19 protein-coding genes are annotated in these 16,474 nt (G+C 72.0%); 15 read left to right on the forward strand and 4 right to left on the reverse strand.

The window, feature by feature from the left end; genetic code table 11:
* Positions 1-10 precede the first annotated feature (10 nt).
* The 10 genes from VHA73_10265 to VHA73_10310 all read left to right on the forward strand — a co-directional run bounded on the left by VHA73_10265 (position 11) and on the right by VHA73_10310 (position 8,189).
* The gene (locus tag VHA73_10265; GenBank protein HVX18401.1) at positions 11-973 is read left to right on the forward strand and encodes an ACP S-malonyltransferase; all 963 of its coding nucleotides are present in this window, start codon (positions 11-13) and stop codon (positions 971-973) included.
* A gap of 50 nt (positions 974-1,023) precedes the next feature.
* The gene (locus VHA73_10270; GenBank protein HVX18402.1) at positions 1,024-1,299 is read left to right on the forward strand and encodes a hypothetical protein; all 276 of its coding nucleotides are present in this window, start codon (positions 1,024-1,026) and stop codon (positions 1,297-1,299) included.
* Positions 1,296-2,462: a beta-ketoacyl-ACP synthase III gene (locus tag VHA73_10275; protein ID HVX18403.1), complete on the forward strand. Its 1,167-nt coding sequence runs from the start codon at positions 1,296-1,298 to the stop codon at positions 2,460-2,462. Before VHA73_10270 ends, VHA73_10275 begins: the two co-directional genes overlap by 4 nt.
* Complete coding sequence (locus VHA73_10280; protein ID HVX18404.1) at positions 2,459-3,202, forward strand: 3-oxoacyl-ACP reductase family protein; 744 nt, start codon at positions 2,459-2,461, stop codon at positions 3,200-3,202. Before VHA73_10275 ends, VHA73_10280 begins: the two co-directional genes overlap by 4 nt.
* A gap of 67 nt (positions 3,203-3,269) precedes the next feature.
* The gene (locus tag VHA73_10285) at positions 3,270-3,521 is read left to right on the forward strand and encodes an acyl carrier protein (GenBank protein HVX18405.1); all 252 of its coding nucleotides are present in this window, start codon (positions 3,270-3,272) and stop codon (positions 3,519-3,521) included.
* A gap of 37 nt (positions 3,522-3,558) precedes the next feature.
* Entirely contained in the window at positions 3,559-4,788 is a 1,230-nt protein-coding gene (locus VHA73_10290) for a beta-ketoacyl-ACP synthase II (protein HVX18406.1), read from the forward strand.
* A gap of 13 nt (positions 4,789-4,801) precedes the next feature.
* Complete coding sequence (locus VHA73_10295) at positions 4,802-6,280, forward strand: carboxyl transferase domain-containing protein (GenBank protein ID HVX18407.1); 1,479 nt, start codon at positions 4,802-4,804, stop codon at positions 6,278-6,280.
* Positions 6,277-7,122: an enoyl-ACP reductase FabI gene (gene fabI, locus VHA73_10300; GenBank protein ID HVX18408.1), complete on the forward strand. Its 846-nt coding sequence runs from the start codon at positions 6,277-6,279 to the stop codon at positions 7,120-7,122. The genes VHA73_10295 and fabI overlap by 4 nt, the downstream gene beginning before the upstream one ends.
* Positions 7,119-7,544, forward strand: a complete 426-nt coding sequence (fabZ, locus tag VHA73_10305) for a 3-hydroxyacyl-ACP dehydratase FabZ (GenBank protein HVX18409.1) — start codon at positions 7,119-7,121, stop codon at positions 7,542-7,544. Before fabI ends, fabZ begins: the two co-directional genes overlap by 4 nt.
* 69 nt (positions 7,545-7,613) lie before the next feature.
* Complete coding sequence (locus VHA73_10310) at positions 7,614-8,189, forward strand: DUF6636 domain-containing protein (GenBank protein ID HVX18410.1); 576 nt, start codon at positions 7,614-7,616, stop codon at positions 8,187-8,189.
* A gap of 10 nt (positions 8,190-8,199) precedes the next feature.
* On the opposite strand, the gene VHA73_10315 is transcribed toward VHA73_10310, so the two are convergent.
* Together VHA73_10315 and VHA73_10320 are read right to left on the reverse strand one after the other, a co-directional pair.
* Positions 8,200-8,841: a GNAT family N-acetyltransferase gene (locus VHA73_10315; GenBank protein HVX18411.1), complete on the reverse strand. Its 642-nt coding sequence runs from the start codon at positions 8,839-8,841 to the stop codon at positions 8,200-8,202.
* A complete protein-coding gene (locus tag VHA73_10320) occupies positions 8,838-9,965 on the reverse strand; it encodes an ATP-dependent DNA ligase (GenBank protein HVX18412.1) in 1,128 nt (375 codons plus the stop codon). Before VHA73_10320 ends, VHA73_10315 begins: the two co-directional genes overlap by 4 nt.
* 176 nt (positions 9,966-10,141) lie before the next feature.
* Here VHA73_10320 and VHA73_10325 point away from each other — a divergent pair, with 176 nt between their 5' ends.
* The 3 genes from VHA73_10325 to VHA73_10335 are packed head-to-tail and all read left to right on the forward strand — an operon-like array spanning position 10,142 to position 13,024.
* Complete coding sequence (locus VHA73_10325) at positions 10,142-10,642, forward strand: plastocyanin/azurin family copper-binding protein (GenBank protein HVX18413.1); 501 nt, start codon at positions 10,142-10,144, stop codon at positions 10,640-10,642.
* Between the two features lie 43 nt (positions 10,643-10,685).
* Complete coding sequence (locus tag VHA73_10330) at positions 10,686-12,050, forward strand: right-handed parallel beta-helix repeat-containing protein (protein ID HVX18414.1); 1,365 nt, start codon at positions 10,686-10,688, stop codon at positions 12,048-12,050.
* Positions 12,047-13,024: a DUF1996 domain-containing protein gene (locus VHA73_10335; protein ID HVX18415.1), complete on the forward strand. Its 978-nt coding sequence runs from the start codon at positions 12,047-12,049 to the stop codon at positions 13,022-13,024. The genes VHA73_10330 and VHA73_10335 overlap by 4 nt, the downstream gene beginning before the upstream one ends.
* A 267-nt stretch (positions 13,025-13,291) precedes the next feature.
* On the opposite strand, the gene VHA73_10340 is transcribed toward VHA73_10335, so the two are convergent.
* The gene (locus tag VHA73_10340; protein ID HVX18416.1) at positions 13,292-13,945 is read right to left on the reverse strand and encodes a nitroreductase family protein; all 654 of its coding nucleotides are present in this window, start codon (positions 13,943-13,945) and stop codon (positions 13,292-13,294) included.
* 183 nt (positions 13,946-14,128) lie between these two features.
* Positions 14,129-15,352: an FAD-dependent oxidoreductase gene (locus VHA73_10345; protein ID HVX18417.1), complete on the reverse strand. Its 1,224-nt coding sequence runs from the start codon at positions 15,350-15,352 to the stop codon at positions 14,129-14,131.
* Positions 15,353-15,403: 51 nt separating this feature from the next.
* Here VHA73_10345 and VHA73_10350 point away from each other — a divergent pair, with 51 nt between their 5' ends.
* Together VHA73_10350 and VHA73_10355 are read left to right on the forward strand one after the other, a co-directional pair.
* Positions 15,404-15,934, forward strand: a complete 531-nt coding sequence (locus tag VHA73_10350) for a sigma-70 family RNA polymerase sigma factor (GenBank protein ID HVX18418.1) — start codon at positions 15,404-15,406, stop codon at positions 15,932-15,934.
* Positions 15,931-16,419, forward strand: coding sequence for a hypothetical protein (locus tag VHA73_10355; GenBank protein HVX18419.1), 489 nt, complete (start codon positions 15,931-15,933; stop codon positions 16,417-16,419). Before VHA73_10350 ends, VHA73_10355 begins: the two co-directional genes overlap by 4 nt.
* Positions 16,420-16,474 lie beyond the last annotated feature (55 nt).

A 16,474-nucleotide genomic window follows, 5' to 3' on the forward strand; every position in this document is an offset into this window, starting at 1 on the left:
CATTCGTTCAATGGTTGTGTCAGACCTCCCGATGTCGTTTGCTGTCGTCTTCCCCGGCCAGGGCGCGGCCGAGCCCGGCCTCGGGCAGCCCTGGGTCGACCACCCGGCGTGGCAGGTCGTCGAGGAGGCAGAGTCGCTGCTCGACCGGCCGATCGGACGCCTCTTGCTGGCCGCCGACGCCGAGGAGCTCGGCACCACGCGCGCCAGCCAGCTCGCCGTGCTCGTCCACTCCCTCATGGTGTGGGAAGCCCTGTCGCCCTCGCTGCCCGGCCTGCCGGTCGGTTTCGCCGGCCACTCCCTGGGTCAGGTCACGGCGTTGCTGGCCTCGGGCGTGCTGAGTCGGGGCGACGGTCTGCGGTTCGCGGCGGAGCGAGCCGACCGCTCCCAGGACTCCGCCGACGCGAACCCCGGTCGCATGGCCGCCCTCATCGGCGCCACGCCCGAACAAGCCGTCGCTGCGTGCGACGGGGTCGACGGCGCCTGGCTGGCCAACGACAACGCGCCCGGCCAGGTCGTGATCGCCGGCACGCCCGACGGCATTGCCGCCGCGGGCGAGCAGGCCAAGGGGAGCGGGGTGCGGCGGGTGCTGGCCTTGGACGTGGGCCACGCCTTCCACACCCCTCTCCTGCTCGACGCCGCGGAGGCCTTGGCTCCCACGCTCGGCGAGGTGACGTTCCACCAGCCGTGGGCACCGGTGTTCACCAACACCGACGCCGCGCCGCACGCCACGGCCGACGGCTGGCCGGAACTGCTCACCCGGCATCTCGTCGAGCCCGTGCGCTGGCGCGAGTCGCAGCTCGCGCTGGAGGCCGCCGGCGCCCGCCGGTTCCTCGAGGTCGGCCCCGGGAACGTGTTGGCCGGCCTGGCCAAGCGCACCGTGCCCGACATCGACGTGCTCGGCATCCACCAGCCCGACGACATCGCGGTCGCCGTGGCGGCGTTGGGCACCTCGGACCTGGAGCCGACCCGATGACCCTGTTCGAACCACCCACGAGGGTCGAACCCCCCGCGGAGGAGGTCCTGATGTCAGAAGCCGTCGTCGCCGAGGACCTGTTCGTCCCGGAGCGGATCGTGTGCGCGCCCGCAGCCGGGGTGTTCCACCCCTCGCCACCCGCCACGATCACAACCGAGGGCGAAGTCGTGTACGCCGGGCAAGTCGTCGGATCGATCGACGGGCCGAGCTCGTCGGTCGAGGTCGTCAGCCCGTTCACCGGCTTCTTCATGGGGATGCTCGCCCACACCGGCGAGCGTGTCCGCACGGCGCAGCCGGTGCTGTGGGTGCGGGTCACCAACCCGTGACCACCGTCCACGACCTCGGCGCGCCCGCGGCCGCGTCGGGCGCGCCAACCACCGCGCGCGCCACACACGCCGCGTCGCCGCCGAGCCCGCCACGCACGGTCGCGCCGTTCGTGGTGGCGGGCTGGGGGACAGCCCTGCCGCCCACCATCGTGACCAACCGCGATCTCGAGGCACGGCTCGACACCACCGACGCGTGGATCCGCGAGCGGTCCGGCATCGCCGAGCGCCGGCTTGCGTCGCCCGGCCACACCACCGCGGGCTTGGCCACCGACGCGCTGCGCACCGCGCTCGACCGGGCGCACCTCGACTTGGCCGACCTCGATGTGGTGGTGGTCGCCACGTCCACGCCCGAACTGCCCATGCCGCCGACGGCTTCGCTCGTCGCGGCTGCGCTCGCCGGGGGGCGAGACGGAACTGCCGGGGCCGGGACCGCCGGCCCCGGCACCGTCGACCTCAACGGTGCATGTGCCGGGTTCCCGTACGCGCTCTCGTTCGCAGCCGGCCAGCTCGCGACGGGCCAAGCCGACACGGTCGCGGTGGTCGCTGCCGAGACGATGAGCCGGATCATCGACCCCGAGGACCGTTCGACGGCGGTCCTGTTCGGTGACGGGGCCGCCGCCGTGATCTTGTCGCAAGCCGGACAGGACGACCGCGGGTCGGGCGGCGCCGGTGGCTGGGTGGCGGGTGGTGTGCCCGGCCTGCTCGCCATCGACTTGGTGTCCGATCCGGGCGGCGCCGACCTGCTCACCGTCCCTGCCGGCGGCGCGGCACGACCGGCGAGCGAGGCCACGGTCGCGGCGCGTGAGCACTACATGCGGATGGACGGCCGGGAAGTGTTCCGCCGCGCGGTCCGTGCCGTGGTCGACTCGGTCGGGCGCACACTGTCGCGGGCGGGGGTGTCGGCCGCCGACGTCGACGTGTTCGTCCCGCACCAGGCCAACGTGCGCATCGTCGACGCGGTGCTGCACCGCACCGGGATCGACCCGGACCACACGCTCGGCAACATCGAGCGACTCGGCAACACCTCGGCCGCCTCGATCCCGATGGTGCTCGCCGAAGCAGCCGGCTCGGGGCGGCCGGCCCCTGGCGACCTCGTGCTGCTGACCGGCTTCGGCGCCGGCCTCACGGTCGGCACCGCGCTGGTCCGCTGGGGCATCCGATGAGCGGGCGTGTCGCGTTTGTGACCGGGGCGTCCGGCGGCATCGGCTCGGCGTGCGCGGTGGCCCTGGCGGCGGCCGGCAACCGGGTCGCGGTCGGTTACGGGTCCTCGAGCGACGGTGCCGACAAGACCAAGCGCGCGGTCGAGGAAGTCGGCGGCGAGGCACTGGTGGTGCGGGTCGACGTCACCGATGCGTCTGCGGTCGACCACGCCTTCGCCGCGATCGAAGCCGGATGGGGGCCCGTCGAGATCCTCGTCAACGCAGCGGGCGCCAACCGCGACAAGCTCCTCGTGCAGCTCGGCGACGACGACTGGCGCCACACGCTCGACACCGACCTCACCGGACCGTTCCTCACCACGCGCCGAGCCATGCGCCCGATGATCCGCGCTCGGTGGGGTCGCGTCGTGCAGGTCTCATCCGTCGTCGCCAGCACGGGCTCGCCCGGTCAAGCCAACTACGCCGCCGCCAAGGCCGGGCTGGTCGGCTTCTCCCGCTCGGTCGCCCGCGAGGTCGCCAAGCGCAACATCACGCTCAACGTCGTGGAACCCGGCCCGATCGACACCGCGATGACCGCCGCGTTGCCCCAGGGCCGCCAGGACTACCTCGCAACCGCCACACCCGCCGGGCGCTTCGGCACACCCGAAGAAGTCGCCGCCGTGGTGGCCTTCCTGGGGTCGGACGCCGCGTCGTACGTCACCGGCGCGGTCGTTCCGGTCGACGGCGGCCTCGCCATGGGACGCTGACCACTCGGCCTTCGTCCGCAACACCTGTCACCCATCCCAACCACGTCCACACCCAAGGAGCAACACCATGGAGCGATCCGAAGCTTTCGACGCACTGCGCGACGCCGCGGTCGAGGTCCTCAGCGTCGACGCCGGCGCGGTCACCGAGCAGGCCTCGTTCGCCGACGACCTCGAAGCCGACAGCCTCGACCTGGTCGAGCTGGTCATGGCCGTCGAGGACCGCCTCGGCGTCGAGATCGGCGAAGACGATCTCGGCGACGTCGCCACTGTCGGCGACGCGGTCGACCTGATCGTCGCTGCAGCCGCCGCCAAGGTCTGACGTGGCCGGCGCCCGCGACCACCGCGGTCGACCGCGTGTGGCCGTCACCGGCCTCGGGGTCAAGACCCCTGCGGGGCTGACGGTCGACGAGTTCTGGGCGACGTTGCGCGCCGCCCGCCCCACCGCCGCGCCCATCACGTTGTACGACGCATCGGCCCACTCCGTGGGGTTCGCGTGCGAGGTGCCCGACACGTTCGACCCGGCTGTCTACCTCGGACCCAAGGAGCCGCGCCGCACCGACCGGGTCACGCACTTGGGTGTGGGCGCGGCGGCCGACGCCGTCGCCGACGCCACCGGCGGCACCGGCGACTTCGGGTGCGACCCCGCTCGCATCGGGGTTGTTGGTGGCTCGGGCATCGGCGGCATCCGCACCCTCGAAGACCAAGTGCTCGGCTACGGCGAGAAGGGCCCCCGCGGAGTGAGCCCGTTCCTCGTGCCGATGATGATGCCGAACGGCACTTCGGCCCACATCGCCATCCACCACGGCTTCACCGGGCCGAACCTCGCGGTCGCCACTGCGTGCGCCACCGGCACCAACGCGATCGGCGAAGCAGCCCGGTGGGTGCGCGACGGCTCTGCCGACGTGGTGGTGGCCGGCGGCGCCGACGCCTGCGTCGCACCGGTGGCCATGGCCGCGTTCGCGCGCGCGGGCGCCTTGTCGAAACACGACGACCCAGCCGGCGCGTCGCGCCCCTTCGACGTCGACCGAGACGGGTTCGTGATGGGCGAAGGCGCCGCGTTCGTGGTGCTCGAGCCGCTCGATCGCGCCCTTGCCCGCGGTGCCATGGTGTATGCGGAGCTGGCTGGTTACGGCACCACGTGCGACGCGTTCCACATCACGGCACCGCTCGAAGACGGTGCCGGCGCGGTCGCGTGCATCCAGCTCGCGCTGGCCGACGCCGGCCTCGAACCGAAGGCGTTCGGGCACGTCAACGCGCACGGCACGTCGACACCGCTGAACGACTCTGCCGAGGCGGCGGCGATCGCCAAGGTGTTCGGCGACCACGCACTCCCCATCACGTCGATCAAGGGCGTGACCGGCCACCTCATCGGTGCCGCCGGCGCGGCCGAGCTCGTCGCCACCGTGCTGTCGGTTCGCGACGGGGTCGTCCCGCCGGTCGCCAACCACCGCAACTGCGACCTCCCGGTCGACGTGGTGGCCGGCACCGAACGCGAGGTGGCCCCCGCCCCCGCGGTGTCGACCTCGTTCGCGTTCGGTGGCCACAACGCCGCGCTGGTGGTCGTGCCGGGACCAGCGGCTGGCTGATCCCGTGGCCGCGGTGACGCCGATCTCGGTTTGGCGCGACACCCGCGGCGTCTCGGGCGGCGCGCCCGAAGCTCGCATGCCGGTCGCGACCGGCCGGTTGTCGTGCGTCGCCGCCGGCATCGGCCCACTCGAATCGCTCGGCGCCGGACTCGGCGACCGGACCGTCGCGTGGTTCCACACCGATCCGGCACTGCGTCCGCCATCGCTCGGCCACGTGCGTGCCGGCCAGGGCGAGGTCGACACCGACGTGATGGCCCGCACGGTGCGCGCCGGTCTCGAGAGCGGCCTTCCGGTCGTCGGTGTGCTGCGCACCGCAGGGCTCGACACGATCGACGGGCTGCCGGGCCTCGACGGTTGGGGTCGGGTGGCCGCCGCAGCGGCCGCCGCGTCGGGGCTGGTGCCGACCGTGTTGGTGGTCGACGGGCCGTGCGTCGGAGGTCCGGCGCTGCTGCTCGGCCTGGTCGACGTGGTGGTGATGACCGCCGACGCATGGGCCTACCTCAACGGGCCCGCCGCGGCGGCACGCATGACCGGCGCTGCCTTGGGAGTCGGGATGGCCGCCGTCGACGCGCTCGGCGGCCCGGCCGTGCACGCCGCGTCGAGCGGCGCCGCCCACTTGGTGGTTCCCGACCTCGAAGAAGCCTTGGCGTCGGTGGCCGACTTGTTGGTGCACCTCCCCGACAACAGCCACGAGCCGGTCCGGCCGGTTCCGACCGCCGACCCAGCCGAGCGCGCCACGGTGGTGGCCGCGGCGGCCGTCCCGGCCGACACCCGCCGGTCCTACGACGTACGAGACGTGATCCACGACCTCGTCGACGACGGCGACTTCCTCGAGCTCCAGGAACGCTTCGGCACGAGCGTCGTCACCGGGGTGGGACGCATCGGCGGCCAGCCGGTGGGGCTCGTGGCCAACCAGCCCAGCCAGCTCGCAGGAGCGCTCGACATCGAGGGCTCGCAGAAAGGCGCACGGTTCGTGCGTTGGTGCGACGCGTTCGGCCTGCCGCTCGTGACGCTGGTCGACACGCCTGGGTTCCGGCCCGGCAAGGACCAAGAGTGGCGCGGGATGATCCGCCACGGAGCGCAGCTCGCGTACGCGTACGCGATGGCCACCGTCCCCCGGGTGTGCGTGCTGTTGCGCAAGGCGTACGGCGGCGCGTTCATCGTCATGGACTGCAAGACCATGGGCAACGACTGCTGCCTTGCCTGGCCTTCGGCCGAGATCGCGGTGATGGGTGCGGCCGGAGCAGTCGAGATCCTGCACCGGCGCGACTTGCTCGCCGCGCCCGACGACGAGCGCGACACGGTCCGCAAGCAGCTCGAAGCCACCTACGAGGAAACGCATTTGTCGCCCCGGATCGCCGCCGAGCGCGGCTACGTCGATGCCATCATCGACCCCACCGACACCCGCGCTGCGGTAGCGGGTGCCATCGCGGCGTTGACCGCCAAGCGGGAGCACCTGCCGCGCCGGCGCCACGACAACACGCCGCTGTGACCCGCCGAGGAGACCCCGACACGATGCTGCTCGAAGGCAAGAAGCTGGTGATCACCGGCGTGCTGACCAAGGACTCCATCGCCGCGTCGGTGGCCCGCCTCGCGCAGGAGCACGGCGCTGAAGTGGTGCTCACCTCGTTCGGTCGCGCGTTGCGGATCACCGAGCGGGTGGCGCGCCAGCTCCCGACGGTCGCAGACGTGGTCGAGCTGGACGTCACCGACCCGGCCCACCACGAAGCCCTGGCCGCAGACCTCCGGGCGCGCTGGGGCCGGGTCGACGGCGTCCTGCACGCCGTCGGCTTCGCGCCCGAGCGCTGCTTGGGGTCGGGCATCCTCCCCGCCGACTGGGACGAGGTCTCGGTGGCGCTGCACGTATCCGCGTACTCGCTCAAGTCGCTGGCGGCCACGGTCGCACCGCTGATGACCGCGGGCGGCTCGATCGTGGGTCTCGACTTCGACGCGTCGCAGGCCTGGCCGGCGTACGACTGGATGGGGGTCGCCAAAGCGGCACTCGAGGCCACGTCTCGCTACCTGGCCCGCGACTTGGGCGCGCAGCGCATCCGGGTGAACCTGGTGGCCGCTGGTCCGTTGCGCACCGTGGCGGCCCGGTCGATCCCGGGGTTCGACGCGCTCGAAGCGGCGTGGGCGTCGCGGGCGCCCTTGGGTTGGGACACCAGAGACCCCGAGCCCACCGCGAAGGCATGCGTGGCGCTGCTGTCGGACTGGTTCCCGGCGACGTCGGGCGAGATCGTGCACGTCGACGGCGGCGCGCACGCCGTGGCCGCGGGCGCGGCCGAGGTCGGGCTGGCGACCGGTGCGGACCCCGACGAGGCAAGGCGATGACGCTCGACCCGCACGTGGCGCTGCTGCCGCACCGGCCCCCGTTTCGGTTCGTCGACCGCGTCGAGGAGCTGGTGCCCGCCGAGCGGGCGGTGGGCGTGTACCGGGTGACGGGCGACGAACCGTTCCTCGCCGGCCACTTCCCCGGCAACCCGGTGTTCCCGGGGGTGCTGCAACTCGAGGCGTTGGCCCAGGTCGGCGCGATCGCGGTGCTGGCCGACGACCGCTACGCGGCCACGCTGCCGCTGTTCGGCGGCGTCGAGCACGTGCGGTTCCGGCGCCAGGTCGTGCCCGGCGACGAGCTTCGTCTCGAGGTCGTGGTCGAACAGCTCTCGGCCCGAGCCGGTTGGGCGCAAGCGACGGCCACCGTCGACGGCTCCAAGACGTGCGCGGCGCGGATCCTGTTCGCACTCGCCAAGCCCTGATCGGCCGTCCCGCGGTCGGCGTCCTGGCTGGCGGCGCGCGCCTCGATGCCCGCGGATAGGTTGACCGCCGTGCAGCGCGAGTGGCGGCGGTCGCGGGTCCTGGCAGCGGCGACGGCCTTGGCCGTCGCGGTGGTCATCGGGGCGGGGTGCAGCGGCGGCAGTGGTGGGCTCGGCACGTCGGGCTCGTCGTCGTCGACTTCGCCGGCCCGCGCCGGGTCCACCGCGGGATCGACTCCGGTGACCGACGGGTCCACCACGACTCAACGGTCATCGACGTCGACCACGCCCGTCGATGCCGGCGACCACGGCCCTGATTACTTCACGTCACCGTCGAAGAACATCGGCTGTTACCTCGACGCCGCGCAAGTGCGCTGCGACGTCGGGGACAAGACCTGGACGGCGCCGCCCCCCGACACGCCGTGCCCGCTCGATTACGGCCACGGGGTGCTGATGGAGGCGGGCAAGGCCCCCGTCTTCAGCTGCGCGGGCGACACCACCCTCGGCGGGCCGGACGTGCTGGCGTACGGCCAGACCGCACAGCGCGGCCACTTGGTGTGCGCGTCGACCGAAGGCGGCATGACGTGCAGCGATCTCACGTCGGGTCACAGCTTCACCGTCGCCCGCGAGAGCTACGCGCTGCACTGACCTCCGCCCGTCACGCCTCCGGCGGCCGGGGCTCGCGCCACATCAGCCAGATGCGAGGCCCGTCGGGGAAATCGTGGGTCTCGGTCACCTCGAAGCCGTGCCGCTCGTAGAACGGCACGTTCGACTCCTTCGAGGACTCCAGATACGCAGGTAGGCCATCGGCGTCGCAGCGCGCCAGCGTCGGCGCCAGCAGCGACGAGCCGACGCCGCGGCCTTGGTGATCGGGGTGCGTGCCGAGGAACCCGAGGTAGTAGTGCGGTTCGGTGGGGTGGCGCTTGTCGATCTGGTCGAGGCTCGACAGTGCCCGCGGCATGCGGACGCCGAACAAGCGGAGCGACGCGGGCGCCAGGCCGAGGATGCCGACGAACCCCAGCTTCCAGCGTCCCGGCGGCGCCCACAGCGCGCCGCCTTGTTGCGCGTCGTTGGTCCAGCAGCCGTCGAGCTTGTGATAGTGCCGAGCCTCGGTGCGGAAGAACGGCACCGCACGCTCGGGGCGCTGGCGCATCCGGTCGTCGGTGAGCCACGCCCAGATCGGGTCATCGTGGAACGCCATCGCCAACGCGTGGGCCACCGCGCCGATTTCGTCGCGCGTGCCGAGCCGGGCGGGGGAGGACTCCGCTCCCGCGGCGCCGGCGCCGCTTGCCGCGCTCATTGCTGACCTGCCGCGAAGATCTGCCGTAGCTCGATCGGCGGTGCGACATCGAGCTGGTCGTAGCGGCACGACTCCGGCTCGCGGTCGGGACGCCAGCGTTTGAACCGAGCGGTGGCACGGAACCGGGCGGGCGGACCCCACGACCCCGACGGGTCGCCTTGCAGCTGCGTGAACGACACTTCGGCCACCAGGCCCATCTTCAGCGGAACCCACGACAGATCCTTGGTGCCGGTCCAGCGGCTCACCCCGCCGGGCAATCGGGCGCCGCTGGCGACCGCTGCGGTCTGCGCCTCGATCCACCCGGCCCACGGGTGGCCGTCGAGGGTGTTGGTGGCCCACGGTTCGAGCTCGGCGACGAGGGCCTTGCGGCGGGCCGCCGAGAACGACGACGCCACGCCCACGTGGTGCAGGGTGCCGTCGTTGTCGTACAGGCCGAGCAGCAACGAGCCGGGGCCGTCACCGGACTTGTGGAGCCGGTACCCCGCCACCACACAGTCGGCCGTCCGCTCGTGTTTGACCTTGACCATCGCCCGCTCCCCGGGCCGGTAGCAGAGGTCGCCGCGCTTGGCCACGACCCCGTCGAGCCCCGCACCTTCGAACCGTTCGAACCAGTCGCGGGCTTCGTCGGCCGACGACGTGATCGGGGTGAGGTGCACTCTGGTGTCCCCCGACGGGACCGCGTCGAGGACCGACTCGAGAAACGCACGTCGCTGGTCGAACCCGAGCGGTCGGCAGTCCTCGTCGCCGATGGCGAGCAGGTCGAAGGCCACCAACGACGACGGGGTCTCCGCAGCCAGCCGGTTGATGCGCGACTCGGCAGGGTGGATGCGATTGCCGAGCGCGTCCCAGTCGAGGCCGTGTGGGCCGGTGACCACGAGCTCGCCGTCGAGGACGCACCGCGGCGGGAGCGCTGCCTTCACGGCCGCGACCATCTCCGGGAAGTAACGCGTGAGCGGCTTGGTCGAGCGACTGCCGAGGGCGACATCGTCGCCGTCGCGGTAGACGATGCAACGGAAGCCGTCCCACTTCGGCTCGTAGCGCCAGCTGGCTTCGGCATCGTCGGGTACGTCGGGCGCCGCCTTGGCCAGCATCGGGTCGAGCGGCGGCATCACGGGGAGATCCACGTGGGAGCACGCTACAAGGGCGCGCCGTGAGCGCGTGTGGCCGCCGTGGTCGGTGCTTGCGAGGTGGCGGGCCGCGTCATAGGTTCGGCCAGCGAGCAACCGGGCGACGGCGGGACGGGAGACGCATGGCGGGTTCAGCGAGGTGTACCGACAAGCGGCAGCGCGCCGGCGGCGACATGGCCGATCGAGTGGCCGATCGCCTAGCTGATCCGCGTGCGGGTACGGCTGGCCTGGTCCGGCACCGAGTGCTCGTCGCGTTCGTCGTGGTGACCTCGCTGGTGTTCGTGCCGGCGTTGGTGGCCGCCTGCGGGTCGAGCTCGAAGGGCTCGGCAGACTCAGGCGCCACCGACACGACCGCCGAGCCGGCAGGGTTCGGTACGCCGGTCAGCGAGCCCGGCTCGTCGGTGACGATCGACGCGATCGACAACGACTTCGAACCGAAGAACATCGAGATCCACGCCGGCACCAAGGTCACGTTCACCAACAAGGGCCGCAACCAGCACGACGTGGTGGCCGTCGATCCCGCCAAGTTCGACTTCGGGATCGACGAATCGAAGTTCGCACCCGGCGACAGCGAGACATTCACCTTCGCCAAGCCGGGCGTCTACCCGTACTACTGCTCGCTGCACGCCACGGCCACGGTGGGCGACATGCGGGGACAGGTCATCGTCAAGTGAGCCGGTCGGATCCGCCGTGGGTCCGTCGATCAAGGGGGCAGTCATGAAGGCAACGAGGCCGAGGACCACCGGTCGCAAGGCGACCGCCGCGCTGCTCGGCATGTTGTTGGCGGTGAGCGTGGTGGCCGCCTGCGGGTCGTCGAAGAAGGGCGCCGCCGGCACGTCCGGCCGTACGTTGAAGGTGCCCTCGGACTACAAGACGATCACCGCCGCGGTGCAGGCCGCCAAGCCGGGCGACCTCGTCTTGGTGGCGCCGGGCGTGTACCACGAGGCGGTCGACGTGACCACGAACGACATCGTGATCCGCGGCGAGGACCGCAACAAGGTCATCCTCGACGGCGACTTCACCAAGGCCAACGGCATTCGTGTGCTGAACGCCAAAGGCGTGGCCGTCGAGAACATGACCGCCCGCGACTACAAGAGCAACGGGTTCTTCTGGACCGGTTCCGACGGCTACCGCGGCTCGTACCTCACTGCCTACCGCAACGGCGACTACGGGGTCTACGCGTTCAAGTCGACGCACGGCCTGTTCGAGAACAGCTACGCGTCGGGGAGCCCGGATGCCGGTTTCTACATCGGTGGCTGCCAGCCGTGCGACGCGCTGATCCGCAACGTCGTGTCGGAGTACAACGGCCTTGGCTACTCGGGCACCAACAGCGGCGGCAACCTCGTCATCATGACGTCGACGTTCCGTCACAACCGTGCGGGCGTGGTGCCCAACACCGGCAGCTACGAGCCCTGCTACCCCGAGCGCGACAACACGATCGTCGGCAACCTCGTCTACGACAACAACTACGACCAGGGTCCCGCCATCGACAGCGCGCGCCTCGCGCAGGAGAACGGCATCCTCATCGCGGGTGGCTGGAACAACAAGGTCCTGCGCAACTTGGTGTACGACCACAAGCTCACCGGCATCGCGCTCGTCCCGTACCCGGAGACGAACCCGTCCGACGTGGTGCCCACCAACCCGCCCAAGACCTGCGCGGAGCAGGCCCAGCAACCCAAGCCCACCAACGTGCCCGCTGCCGAGCTGTGGCCGTCGAAGGGCAACACCGTCGAGGGCAACGTCGTGCGCGACTCGGGCCTGGCCGACCTGGCCACGGCCGACAGCGACGCCAGCGCCAAGAACTGCTTCGCCGACAACACGTCCAAGGTGACAGCACCGCTCGACCTCGAGACGCTGCTGCCGTGCAGCGGAACGGGATCCGGCGACTTCACCAAGGGACCGCTCGACCTCGCCAAGTTGGTCGCTCGTGAGACCGCGCCGTCGGGCGACTACAAGACCCAGCCGGTGCCGGCACCACAGCCGAACATGCCGGACGCCAAGTCCGCCAAGGCGGTGCCGGCCACGAACGTGCCGCCGACCGTCGACATCGACGCGGTCAAGGTTCCCAAGGCCCCGAGTTGACGGCTCCCGGTGCAGCCGCCCGCCGGGCGGCGGTGGGCGTGCTGGCCGTGGTGCTGGTTGCGGCCGCGGTCGGCCTCGCGGGCTGGGCTGCCGCCACCGGCTCCGGTCCCACGACGGCCGCGTCGGCGGCCCCGGTGAACCCCAACCAGTCACTCACCTCCTTCGGCGGGCAGTTCCTCGCGTCGTGCCCGTACAGTCACACGCGCCCCGACGACCCGATCGTGCACATGGGCATGCCGGGCATGTCGCACTTGCACGAGTTCTTCGGCAACGACACCACCGACGCGGCCACCACGTTCGCCAGCTTGCGTCGCGGTTCGAGCACCTGCAGCGAGGCCGGTGACCGATCCGGCTACTGGGTGCCGGCGCTGTACGTCGGCGCGAAGCGAGTACCGCCGGTGCGGGTCGACGCGTACTACCGGGTCCCCAACGGCGTGAAGCCGGCGGCCGTCCGCCCCTTCCCCGACGGCCTCGAAGCGCTGGCCGGCAACCAGCACGCCACCGCCACCCAGTCGCTCGACGTCGTGGCGTGGACGTGCGGCTTGTCGCCGGACCTGACGACCTCGCCGCCGTCGACCTGCGGGCCCGACCGGCCTCTGCAACTCCGCCTGACGTTCCCCTCTTGCTGGGATGGCCATCACGCGGCCAGCGCCGACCACGTGTCGCACCTCGCGTACCCCACGGCCGCCGGCTGCCCCGGGTCGCACCCGGTGCCCATCCCGCAACTGACGCTGGCGGTGCACTACCCGGTGTACGGCAAGCTCGGCGAAGTGCACCTCGCCTCGGGATCGACGGTCACCGCACACGGCGACTTCTTCGACGGTTGGGACCCGGCCCGGCTGCGGGCGCAGGTCGCCGGCTGCCTGAACCGCGACGTGACCTGCGGGATCGTGGGCGGCACGTTCCACACCGGCCCGGGCTCGGGCGACCGCGACACGTACAACCTCCCGGCGTACTCCGGCGACGAGTCGTGATCGGCGAGGACCAACCGGGAGCGCTGCCAGCTTCGTTGCGGGGATGAGTCGGGGATCACGAACGTGATCTCCGCGGTGTGGCCCGACTGAAGTCCGCGTGGGCCTGCAGCAGTCTTGGTGGGACCCCCGAACGACAGGAGGTCCGCCTGCGACGGGTCGGCCATGCCGCACTCGGCGCTCGCGTGGATGTTCGCCGGCCCGGTCTCGAGGCTGCCTACGGAGGAGTTGCCCTCCGACCTGGCGCGGCGCCGTCCCCAGCGGCTGGGGTCACCAGGTGTCGTGGTGGATCACGCGGTCGAGGGCGCGGCGGGGGCCCGGCTTGAAGTCGGTGCCGATGGTGTGGGCGACGGGGATCAGCGCGGCTTGGCACACGTCGTCGGGCAGGCCCAGCAGCTCGGCGGTGTCGCGCTCATGCAGCAGGTGGAGCGAGGTCCAGCAGGTGCCCAGGCCACGGGCGCGCGCCGCCAACATGAAGTTCCACACCGCGGGCATGATCGAGCCCCACACCCCGGCTTGCATGGCAGGCGGGGCGTTGTCGAGCCGCCCGGTGATGCAGGGGATCACCAGCACCGGTACTTCGCCCATGTGCTCGGCGAGGTAGGTGGCCGAGTCGATGACCCGCTTGGTGGCCGCCACGTAGTCGGGGTCGTCGGCCGGCAGCGCATCAGTGACCGCGTCGGGGTTGCCGTAGAACATCTGGAACGCCTCGCGGTACCACTCGCCGAGCTGGCGCCGCTTGGCTTCGTCGGTCACCACCACGAAGTGCCAGCCTTGCGAGTTCGACCCGGTGGGCGCTTGCGTGGCGAGCTCGATGCACTCGCGGATCAGCGCCGGATCCACCGGTCGGGAGAGGTCGAGCCGCTTGCGCACGGCGCGGGTGGTCGACAGCAACTCGTCGGGCGTGAGGTCGAGCGTTGCCATGGTGGGTTCCTCGCAGTTCGTCGGCGATCGCCCGAGCATGCTCGCAGGTTCGCCCCCCGGCCGTCTCGCCATCCCCGGCTGCGTCGGGGCGGCGGCGAGCTCGCCGCCCGACCGTGTCCCGCCGTTTGCTTCCGATTCGTGCAGCAGTGGCGACGGACGCGGCCCGATGAGGTGGGGGTGGGGTCAGGGCACGGCGACGGACCGCACGTGCGACGCGGCCACGGCGAGTTTTGCCGCCTCGAGCGCACTGGCCCACGACACCTCGGCGAGGTGGCCAGGCGCGGCCATCTGGTCGCCGCACACGAACACGTCGTCGCCTCGGTCGACCGCGGGCCGGTCACGCCAAGTGTGTCCCGGCAGGTCGAGCGCGCCTGAGCGGTGCTCCACCACCGACCTACGCCGCCAGACCTCCCGGTCGCGCCAGCCGCCGAACGTGTCGTCGAGCAGCCCCTCGAGCGTGGCCACCCCGTCGGCGAGCGCCACGCCTGGCTCCAATCCCACCAGCAGCTGCACCAGTTCGTCGCGGTCGGGTGCCAGGTCGGGCAGGACCGACGTGACGCGGGTGGCGAAGCCGGCGAGGTCGAGGTCGACGACCGCACTCGGGTCGTCCCAACGATGGCGGAGGCCGACGTCGAGCAGGGCCGTGCGCGTCCCTCGCGGCGCGAGCTCGTCGTCGCCGAGCAGGCGCGCGGCCGACTGGGCGCCGACCCCCACGATGACGGGTCCACTGCTGGGCAGCTCGGCCACGTGCTCGCCGGTCTGGATGAGCACGCCACGGTCGCGCGCCGCTGCGGCGAGGCTGGCCACCAGCGCGGACCAACCGCCGGCCACGTAGCGCGCCACCGGCTTGGCGTGCAGGGCGATCTGCTCGAAGCGGTCGGCCACGAACCTGGCCGACAGCCGACCGGGGTCGGCGTCGAAGGTCAACACGCCAGCGGCCCCCCACAGCGCGGCGACGGTCTCGTCGGGCAGGAAGCTGCTGGTCCACTCGCGGAACGACTGGTCGACCGGTGCGCTGGCGAGATGCTGACGGAAGCGGGGGAGCTGGCGGGCCAACGGCGGCATGACCCGCCGGCGACCCTGCCAGCGAAAGCGGGCCCGTACCGTGCTCGGCGTGACGACCGGGGGCAGGAGGTCGTGGTCGACGAGCCAGGTCCACAGGCCAGTGGTGGTGTAGAGCGCGTGCGGGCCAAGGTTGGCGATCCACGGTCCCGGAGTGGAGCGGGCCGTCCCGCCCAGGCCCGCGTGGGCCTCGACGAGTCGCACACTCGACGCGCCGGCGTCGACAGCTGCGATGCTCGCGATCAGCCCGGCGAGGCCGCCGCCGACCACGGTGATGGGTGCCGGAGCGGAACCGCCCGTGCGGCGGAGGTGGGTCACGTTGTCGGAGGAGTTCGCGGTGGTCATGTCCTGTAGAGGGAGGGAACCTTTCAAAGGTTCCCTCCCTCTTTGGTCGTGATGGACGAGCCCGCCGGCGGCTGGGAGCCGCTGATCCGCCGCGCCGGTCGCGGCGATCCGCTCGCGCAGGACCGTCTGGTCCGGGTGCTGAGCCCGTACGTCGCGCGCGTCTGTGGCGCGATCGCGCTGCAGCACGGCGACGACGCCATGCAGGAGACGTTCATCGCGATCCTCCGTGGTGTCGGCGGGGTGCGGCACCCGGCCGCGTTCCCCGGTTGGGTGCGGCGGATCGCGGTGCGCGAGTCGATTCGGGTTGCGCAGCGCGCCACGAAAGTCGTGCCCATAGACCCCGAGGCGCCCGGCTTCGCCGAGTCCGCCGCCGCCGCAACGCTGCCCGACCCCTCGACGGTGCTCGACGTGCGCGCCACGCTGGCCGCGCTGCAACCGGCACACCGCGCCATCCTCGTGTTGCGCGACCTCGAAGGTTGGACCGAGGAGCAAGTCGCCGAAGTGCTCGACATCGCGCCCGGCACGGCCAAGTCGCGCCTCCATCGGGCTCGCACTGCGTTCTCCAGGAGGTGGACGGCATGACCGACACGAGCGACGCGCACGTCGGCTGGCCGTCGGCCGAGCTCGACGCCATCGCCCGGCTGCGGGTGATCGAGGCGGCCAACCCGTTCGTGGCAGCAGCCGAAGGCGTGGTCGACGCGCCGTTCGACGACGTGTGGACGTGGATCAGTGACCTCGAGCGCTCGGTCCCGGAGTTCGACGGGTCGGTGAGCCGCATCCGGATCAACCGGCGCGACGGCGCCGACCTGGCGATCTCTGCGTGGTCGGGGAAGGTGCCCGTCCCGCTGCCGTTGCGGGCCCGCCTCGAAGAGGGCTTCTGCCTCATGCAGGGTCGCGGTCGTATCTATCTCGTGGGGATGGCGGCCGTAGCCGAGGGCGACCGCACCCGCGTGCGCCACGTCGAGGGCGTCCCGCTGCCGGGGATCGGCCGTCTCGCGCGGGCCGCGGTGCAGCGCGAGGTTCGCCACGACCTGAAGGGCATGATCCGTCACTTCGCCAGGGGTTGAGCTCGGCGTTCGCGGCGTGGCCGTGGGTTGGGCGGAAATCCGGCCCTCGCCTAGC

This window comes from Acidimicrobiales bacterium (genome assembly GCA_035547835.1).
Taxonomy (GTDB): Bacteria; Actinomycetota; Acidimicrobiia; order Acidimicrobiales; family Iamiaceae; genus DASZTW01.

Coding starts and splice junctions, on each gene's coding strand:
- VHA73_10265 (HVX18401.1), top strand. CDS start 11: ATGGTTGTGTCAGACCTCCCGATGTCGTTTGCTGTCGTCTTCCCCGGC.
- VHA73_10270 (HVX18402.1), top strand. CDS start 1,024: ATGTCAGAAGCCGTCGTCGCCGAGGACCTGTTCGTCCCGGAGCGGATC.
- VHA73_10280 (HVX18404.1), top strand. CDS start 2,459: ATGAGCGGGCGTGTCGCGTTTGTGACCGGGGCGTCCGGCGGCATCGGC.
- VHA73_10285 (HVX18405.1), top strand. CDS start 3,270: ATGGAGCGATCCGAAGCTTTCGACGCACTGCGCGACGCCGCGGTCGAG.
- fabZ (HVX18409.1), top strand. CDS start 7,119: ATGACGCTCGACCCGCACGTGGCGCTGCTGCCGCACCGGCCCCCGTTT.
- VHA73_10315 (HVX18411.1), bottom strand. CDS start 8,841: ATGAGCGCGGCAAGCGGCGCCGGCGCCGCGGGAGCGGAGTCCTCCCCC.
- VHA73_10325 (HVX18413.1), top strand. CDS start 10,142: ATGGCCGATCGAGTGGCCGATCGCCTAGCTGATCCGCGTGCGGGTACG.
- VHA73_10330 (HVX18414.1), top strand. CDS start 10,686: ATGAAGGCAACGAGGCCGAGGACCACCGGTCGCAAGGCGACCGCCGCG.
- VHA73_10340 (HVX18416.1), bottom strand. CDS start 13,945: ATGGCAACGCTCGACCTCACGCCCGACGAGTTGCTGTCGACCACCCGC.
- VHA73_10345 (HVX18417.1), bottom strand. CDS start 15,352: ATGACCACCGCGAACTCCTCCGACAACGTGACCCACCTCCGCCGCACG.
- VHA73_10350 (HVX18418.1), top strand. CDS start 15,404: ATGGACGAGCCCGCCGGCGGCTGGGAGCCGCTGATCCGCCGCGCCGGT.
- VHA73_10355 (HVX18419.1), top strand. CDS start 15,931: ATGACCGACACGAGCGACGCGCACGTCGGCTGGCCGTCGGCCGAGCTC.